Below are 1,512 nucleotides of genomic sequence, written 5' to 3'. Positions count from 1 at the left end.
GGGTCTAGAATTTTTGGTGTTGGAAAGTATTTCCATTCCAAAAGTACTAGGCCCTAATTTAAAAAGCCATTGATAATGGATCAAAAAAGGCCACTAGGGTATACCCTATTGGTCTTTTTTATTTCTGTGCTATACTAGGAATTACAAGTGTTCATTAGAACTGTCCAAAAGGAGAATTGGAAATGGCTAAAATCGGTTATGCGCGTGTGAGTTCCAAGGAGCAACATTTAGATCGACAGCTAGCGGCCTTAAAAGGCGTTGATAAATTATTTACGGATAAATTAAGTGGATCTAACACTAATCGGCCAGAACTGCAAAAAATGCTGGCCTATATTCGTGAGGGAGATATTGTCCTGGTCACTGAATTAGATCGCTTAGGCAGAAACAACCAGGATTTAACTAAGATTATGAACACCATTCAAAATAAGGGGGCCACCCTAGATGTGTTGAATTTACCGTCCATGACAGGGATTGCTGACCCCAATTTACGTCAACTCATGACCAACCTCATTATTGAACTTTATAAATACCAAGCTGAAAGTGAACGTAAGCGGATCATTGAGCGCCAGCAGCAAGGGATTGCCTTAGCTAAGCAGCAGGGTAAATATCATGGGCGCAAACCCCAATACACCCAAGACGATCCCCACTTGCAACATGCTTTTAAGCTTTATCGAGCTGGCATGAGTGACATTGATGTGTCCCGAAATACAGGTATTAAACGGACGACCTTTATTCGATACCGTGTGAAATACGGTATTAAAAGAAAATAGGGCCCCCTTTTGGTTAGCACATGTTAACTGAAAGGGTCCCTATTTTCTTTACAATCTACCTTTTACCAAGCAATTGATGAAATGCTAGCTAACGCTAGTCCTAGTGACAAATTGTCTAAACGCTTGCAAGCAATCTTTGCCCAAGCATCTATTTCTCGGCGTGATATGTTGGGTGCAATGATTGGCGCCGGTATGAATATTGCTACAGCAAAAAGTGAATCATTTGCAGTGAATGAACTCAAACAGCAGTATATCGATGGCTACAATAATTCAAGCCCTAATAAACTATCAACAGTTCCAGATAAAGTAGCCAACCAAGCTGAGTATTCTCAACGAATTTGGGTGCATGGCGACGTCATGACGACACGAATGAAAGAAACCCTGAACAAGGGTTTGAGCCGCCGCATGAAAAAATCAGACATCAATAAAATGACCCGCAGTATTTCTCAAAGCGGTGATCGAATTGATGACAATTTAGCAACGCCTATGAACCAAATGCTATCCAGAATTCATACGTTAACAACTAATGAAGCTATACGCAATAGCAACGGTGGTAAGAATAGAGCGTATGATGAACAGAATGTTCAGTATGTGATGTGGTTAACCGAGGAAGATGATCGTGTTTGTGATATTTGTGAACCACTTGATAGACAAACATTTGCCTATGGACAAGCACCGATTCCAGTCACGGATACTCATCCAAGGTGTCGTTGCCAGCTGGTAGCCTGTGATGAAGATGGGA

At 41.3% G+C, this 1,512-nt stretch carries 2 protein-coding genes; both read left to right on the top strand.

Annotated elements, in window-relative coordinates:
• Positions 1–182: 182 nt before the first annotated feature.
• Positions 183–770, top strand: coding sequence for a recombinase family protein (locus OCU14_RS11210; protein WP_261811093.1), 588 nt, complete (start codon positions 183–185; stop codon positions 768–770).
• A 123-nt stretch (positions 771–893) separates the two neighbouring features.
• A partial coding sequence (locus OCU14_RS11205) for a minor capsid protein (RefSeq protein ID WP_261811092.1) occupies positions 894–1,512 on the top strand: 619 nt, incomplete at its 3' end.

Source organism: Levilactobacillus humaensis (genome assembly GCF_024345185.1).
In the GTDB taxonomy this organism is placed as follows: domain Bacteria; phylum Bacillota; class Bacilli; order Lactobacillales; family Lactobacillaceae; genus Levilactobacillus; species Levilactobacillus humaensis.
This window is presented reverse-complemented; position numbering and strand designations above follow the sequence as displayed.

What these genes read in the sequence shown, in the direction of transcription:
- OCU14_RS11210 (WP_261811093.1), top strand. Translation starts at nt 183, where the DNA reads ATGGCTAAAATCGGTTATGCGCGTGTGAGTTCCAAGGAGCAACATTTA.